5 protein-coding genes are annotated in these 5,385 nt (G+C 67.3%); 2 read left to right on the top strand and 3 right to left on the bottom strand.

Annotation, left to right across the window (positions count from 1 at the left end; translation table 11 throughout):
* Positions 1 to 67: 67 nt before the first annotated feature.
* Complete coding sequence (locus AWC18_RS19545; RefSeq protein WP_085139814.1) at positions 68 to 910, bottom strand: DUF3097 domain-containing protein; 843 nt, start codon at positions 908 to 910, stop codon at positions 68 to 70.
* A 361-nt stretch (positions 911 to 1,271) separates the two neighbouring features.
* On the opposite strand from AWC18_RS19545, the gene AWC18_RS22365 reads away from it, so the two are divergent.
* A complete protein-coding gene (locus AWC18_RS22365; protein ID WP_207504720.1) occupies positions 1,272 to 1,700 on the top strand; it encodes a transglycosylase family protein in 429 nt (142 codons plus the stop codon).
* A 6-nt stretch (positions 1,701 to 1,706) separates the two neighbouring features.
* Here the strand turns inward: AWC18_RS22365 and AWC18_RS19535 are convergent, their stop codons facing one another.
* Together AWC18_RS19535 and aspS are read right to left on the bottom strand one after the other, a co-directional pair.
* The gene (locus AWC18_RS19535; protein ID WP_085139813.1) at positions 1,707 to 2,120 is read right to left on the bottom strand and encodes a PaaI family thioesterase; all 414 of its coding nucleotides are present in this window, start codon (positions 2,118 to 2,120) and stop codon (positions 1,707 to 1,709) included.
* 48 nt (positions 2,121 to 2,168) lie between these two features.
* The gene (gene aspS / locus AWC18_RS19530) at positions 2,169 to 3,938 is read right to left on the bottom strand and encodes an aspartate--tRNA ligase (RefSeq protein WP_085139812.1); all 1,770 of its coding nucleotides are present in this window, start codon (positions 3,936 to 3,938) and stop codon (positions 2,169 to 2,171) included.
* A 110-nt stretch (positions 3,939 to 4,048) separates the two neighbouring features.
* Between aspS and AWC18_RS19525 the strand changes: the two genes are divergently transcribed.
* A complete protein-coding gene (locus tag AWC18_RS19525) occupies positions 4,049 to 5,149 on the top strand; it encodes an ESX-1 system-associated protein (RefSeq protein WP_085139811.1) in 1,101 nt (366 codons plus the stop codon).
* The last annotated feature ends 236 nt before the right edge of the window (positions 5,150 to 5,385 follow it).

Here is a 5,385-nt window from a genome sequence, read left to right as displayed (position 1 = left end):
ACCAACGCCCCAAACGGGACGCCGACCGACCACGACCACACACCCCCTTGACTCGACCTACAGCCAGCTAACCGCCGGGTTGCGTCACGAAGTCGATCAACTCCTCGACCCGGCCGATCAGCTCCGGCTCCAAGTCGGTCCAGTCCCGCACCCGGCCCCGGATGCGCTGCCAGGCAGCCGCGATGTCGGCCTGCCCGGCGTGCGGCCAGCCCAGTGCGGCACAGATCCCATGCTTCCACTCCACGTTGCGCGGAATCTTCGGCCACGCCTTCAGCCCGAGCCGCCCCGGCTTCACCGCCTGCCAGATGTCGACGTAGGGATGTCCCACGATCAGGGTGTGCGCACCATACGGGCCACGACGCACCGCCTCGGCGATGCGGGTCTCCTTGGAGCCGTCGACCAGGTGGTCGACCAACACCCCCAGTCGGCGGCCCGGCCCGGGCTGAAATTCGGCGACGATGCCGGCCAGGTCATCGATTCCGCCGAGGTACTCCACCACCACGCCTTCGATGCGCAGGTCTTCACCCCAGACCTGCTCCACGAGTTCGGCGTCGTGACGGCCCTCCACATAGATCCGGCTGGCCAGCGCGACCTTGGCGCGGGCACCGCGTACCGCCACGGAGCCCGAAGCGGTCCGGGCGGGCGCCGTCGGAGCAGTCGGGCGGGGCTCGGTCAGAATCACCGGCTTGCCGTCGATCAGGTAGCCGGGGCCGACGGGGAATCCGCGAATACGGCCGTGTCGGTCTTCCAGGTCCATCCGTCCGTAGGCGATCCGGACGACGGCCCCTACGTAGCCGCTTTCGGCGTCTTCGACCACCATGCCGCGTTCCACCGGTACCTCCACCGAGCGGACTCGGCGGGCGGTGTGCGGGTTGTCGGCGAGGATGTCGGTTCCATAGCGGTCGGCCACGCGAGGCAGCCTAGGGCGTCCGGCCACGCCGCCGGGGAACCGAGCGCGCGATTCCGGCGAATTTTTCTCAGCTGGCCCGCCTCGGGGCGACCCCGCTCCCGCGACTCACATCTATCACTCTGGCCACAATTGTCACTGCAGCAACATTAGTAACAGAATATTCTCTTAATTTCTAAGAGATCTCTCGCAACATACGTAACAATCACAACTTCGTTAACTCAAACCACTTTTGTTAACTTCTACCTCAATAAATAACACAAAACCCATTTGCATCTTTAGGTAACCAAAATGTGCAATTTCATCATTTACCGCGTTATGCTCGGAAACCTCACTAATAGACACCTATCACGGAGGTCGTGATATGCACCGGAACGCGGCACGGCGTGTCGTGCAGTTTGGACGGCGCCGGCTGACATGGGCCACGTCCGGGCTGATCACCGGGGGGATTGTGGGCACGCTGTTGTCCTCGGCAGGCGTGGCCCATGCGGAAAATATGGCGATCGGCTGGGATGCGGTCGCCCAATGTGAATCGGGTGGCAACTGGGCCGCCGACACCGGCAACGGTTTCTACGGCGGTCTGCAGTTCAAGCCTTCGACGTGGCGCGCATTCGGTGGCGTGGGATCGCCGGCGAAAGCATCGCGGGAAGAACAGATCGCCGTCGCCAATCGGGTGCTCGACGAGCAGGGCCCGTATGCCTGGCCGAAATGCGGCCCGGGGCGCGTATTCCCGTCGTCGGTGAAAGGCTGGGTTCCGCCGGCGATGCGCCAGCTGCTCAAACCGTTCTGGTGAACCCGGTCACTCCGGCTTCGGCGACAGCACCGCCTGGGTCTGGGTGACCCGGGCGACCAGCTTGCCGTTGTCGTCGGTCAGGTCGGTCTGCACGACGATCGTCGTCCGCCCGACATGCAGGGGAACGCTGGTCGCCGTCACCGTGCCGGCACGCACCGCCCGGAAGAAGTTGGTCTTCGACTCAATGGTCGAGGTGCTCGCGCCCTGCGGCAGATTGACCACTGCGCACACCGCGCCGGCGGTGTCGGCGAAAGCCATCAACGCTCCCCCGTGCAGCATGCCGCCGGTGCTGCAGCGCTCCGGCGCCCATGACATGGTCGCGCGCACCTGTTGCGGTGACAGCTCAGCGATCTCGATCTGCAACGCCGCGGCGAACGGCATGTTGGCGACGACCAGCCGGGCGAACTCGACCGAATCCATGACCGTCAGCCTTGCCGACCGCTGCGCGCGTGTCCAGGCCCCGCGGTCTCAGCGCTGCTGAGGCACCGCGTCGATGCCGGCTTCCTTGCGCTGCGCAGCGGTGATCGGCGCCGGGGCGTCGGTCAGGGGATCGATGCCGCCGCCGGACTTCGGGAACGCGATGACCTCGCGGATGGAGTCGACACCGGCCAGCAACGCCACCACCCGGTCCCAGCCGAACGCCAGCCCGCCGTGCGGTGGAGCACCGTAGCTGAAGGCGTCCAGCAGAAAGCCGAACTTCTCGTCGGCGGCCGCCTCATCGATGCCCATGACCTTGAAGACCTGCTGCTGAACGTCGCGGCGGTGGATACGAATTGAGCCGCCGCCGATCTCGTTGCCGTTGCACACCACGTCATAGGCGTCGGCGAGCACCGAACCAGGGTCGGTCTCCACGCTGTGGGCGTGCTCCGGCTTGGGCGAGGTGAAGGCATGGTGGACCGCGGTCCAGGCTCCGGAGCCGACCGCCACATCACCGGCAGCGGTGGCGTCATCGGCCGGTTCGAACAGCGGGGGGTCGACCACCCAGGTGAACGCCCAGGCGTTCGGGTCGATCAGGTCCAGCCGACGGGCGATCTCGCCCCGCGCGGCCCCCAGCAGCGCCCGCGACGCCTTGGCGGGTCCGGCCGCAAAGAAGATGCAGTCCCCCGGCGCGGCCCCCACATGTCCGGCCAGTCCGGCGCGTTCGGTGTCGGACAGGTTCTTGGCCACCGGCCCGGACAGCTCACCGCCCTCGCCCACCAGCACGTACGCCAGGCCCTTGGCCCCGCGCTGCTTCGCCCACTCCTGCCAGCCGTCGAGGGTGCGCCGTGGCTGTGAGGCCCCACCCGGCATGACGACGGCACCCACGTAGGGAGCCTGGAACACCCGGAACGTGGTCTCGGAGAAGAACTCGGTGCACTCCACCAGTTCCAGTCCGAATCGCAGGTCGGGCTTGTCCGAACCGAACCGGCGCATGGCGTCGGCGTAGGTCATCCGGGGCAGCGGCAACGGCAGGTCGTAGCCGATCAGCGCCCACAGCGCCTTGAGCACCTGTTCGGCGATGCCGATCACGTCCTCGGCGTCGACGAAGCTCATCTCCAGGTCCAGCTGGGTGAACTCCGGCTGACGGTCGGCGCGGAAGTCCTCATCGCGGTAGCAACGGGCAATCTGGTAGTAGCGCTCCATCCCCGCCACCATCAGCAGTTGCTTGAACAGCTGCGGGCTCTGCGGCAGCGCGTAGAACGAGCCGGGCTGCAGGCGCGCCGGAACCAGGAAGTCTCGGGCACCTTCCGGGGTGGAGCGGGTCAGGGTGGGCGTTTCGATTTCGACGAAGTCGTGCGCGGCCAGCACCGCACGGGCAGCGGCGTTGACCCGCGAACGCAGGCGCAGCGCGGCGCCGGGCCCGTTCTCCCGGCGCAGGTCCAGGTAGCGGTGCTTCAGCCTGGCCTCTTCACCGGCGGTTTCGTCGAGCTGGAACGGCAGCGGCGCGGCCTCGTTGAGCACGTTCAGTTCTGTCGCGTTGATCTCGATGGCGCCGGTGGGCAGGTCAGGGTTCTCGTTGCCTTCGGGACGGACCTCGACGACACCGGTCACGGTCACGCAGAACTCCGCCCGTAGCCGGTGCGCCTGCTCCAGCACACTGGTGTCGCGGAAGACCACCTGCGCCACCCCGGAAGCGTCACGCAGGTCGATGAAGATGACACCACCGTGGTCGCGCCGGCGTGCCACCCACCCGGCAAGGGTGACGCTGCGCCCGGCGTCGGTGACCCGCAGTGAGCCGGCGTCGTGGCTGCGCAGCACAAAAACCCCCTGGGAGATGAGACCTTTTAGGTAACGGTTCGACGGTCGCCCAGTCTAGAGCCCTCTCGCAGCACTGCCCCGCGCCGGTCGGTGCTTTAAGCTGGCTCACTGTGACTAACGGCACCGATGACCTCGACTTTGACTATGACGACGATGATGACGAAGACGAGGACTACGGCGAGGCCGAGGCGCCCCGACAGAACAAGAGCCTGAAGTGGGGATTGGCCGCGGTAGTGGTGCTGGCCGTCGTCGCGCTGGTGCTGGTCGGGGTGGTGCTGCTGGGTGGTGACCCCGGTAAGGGGTCGCTGGACGGCTCGTCCTCCAGCCGCAATGCGGCGGCGTCGGGCATTGCCAGCGCGGACGACACCGGCCCGGTCTCGATCATCATCAACGACCCCAGCTGCACCGCGTGGACTTCCATCAGCAGCAACCTGTCCAGCACCCTGTCGATGCTGGGGCAGGGCAAGTGGAACGAGCGCGACCAGTCGATTCCGGCATCGGCGTGGGACGAGGATCAGAAGAGGCAGTACATGGCCGCCGGCCAGGTGGTGCGCAATGCCGCCGCCCAGACCGTCGGTCTGGTGAAGCTGACCCCGCACCGGGTGATGCGCGAACTCTACGAGCAGTTCATCGCGTACGCGCGCACGTTCGTCGAGCACATTCCCACCTACACTGCGCGGGACGCCGCCCTGGCCGGCACCGGGCACAGCGCGGCCTCGGCGCTGGCCGCCATCTGCGCGGCCGCCGGCAACGGCTCAGCGGCCGCGCGCGGCCCGCTGGTCGAGGCGGCGTCTGCCCCCTCCAAGACCGCGTCGCCGGGCAATCCGGCTAATCCGCAGCGCTTTCTGACCGGGCCCAATCCGGTGTGCCCGGACTGGAAGGCCACGCTGGACAAGTTCGGCGCCGACGCCGTCGAATGGCACAGCATCGATCCCAGCATCCCGGGGACGTACTGGAACCCGCAGCAGAAGGCGGTCAACCTGGCGGTCGGGCCCATCATGGTCAGCCTGGCCAACAAGCTGCAGCAGCTGGGCCGGCGCAGCAACAACCCCACCCTGCAGGACTTCGCGGAGCTGTCCGCCCAGTACCGGCGGGCATTCGTGTTGGCGCTGCCGACCTACGACCCGTCCGACAACCATCTGGCCAATGCCGCGACGTTCCTGTCCACCACGGTGCTGGGCGCGTGTGCGTCGGCGGCGACCACCGGCTGACCACCGCACGGGCGAATCCGAAGTGGCCGGGGCGAATTCGCCCCGGCCACTGTCGGCTTCCGGGGCCTCTGGCGTCGCCCAGGGCTGCTGTGCCACAAGATGCAAGAAACCGGCGCAGCCTGCTGGCTGCGCCGGTTTCTTGATCGAGCTTGGCTCGGGTCAGGCCCAGCTGGATCCGACCGACGCGTCGGTGTTGGCCATGTTGTGGCCGGCCGACTGCACCTTCTGACCGTGAG

This window comes from Mycolicibacter nonchromogenicus (assembly GCF_002101775.1).
GTDB classification, from domain to species: Bacteria; Actinomycetota; Actinomycetes; order Mycobacteriales; family Mycobacteriaceae; genus Mycobacterium; species Mycobacterium nonchromogenicum.
Note: the sequence above shows the minus strand (reverse complement) of the source record. Positions and strands in the feature narration are given on the sequence as shown.

Coding starts and splice junctions, on each gene's coding strand:
- AWC18_RS22365 (WP_207504720.1), top strand. CDS start 1,272: ATGCACCGGAACGCGGCACGGCGTGTCGTGCAGTTTGGACGGCGCCGG.
- AWC18_RS19535 (WP_085139813.1), bottom strand. CDS start 2,120: ATGGATTCGGTCGAGTTCGCCCGGCTGGTCGTCGCCAACATGCCGTTC.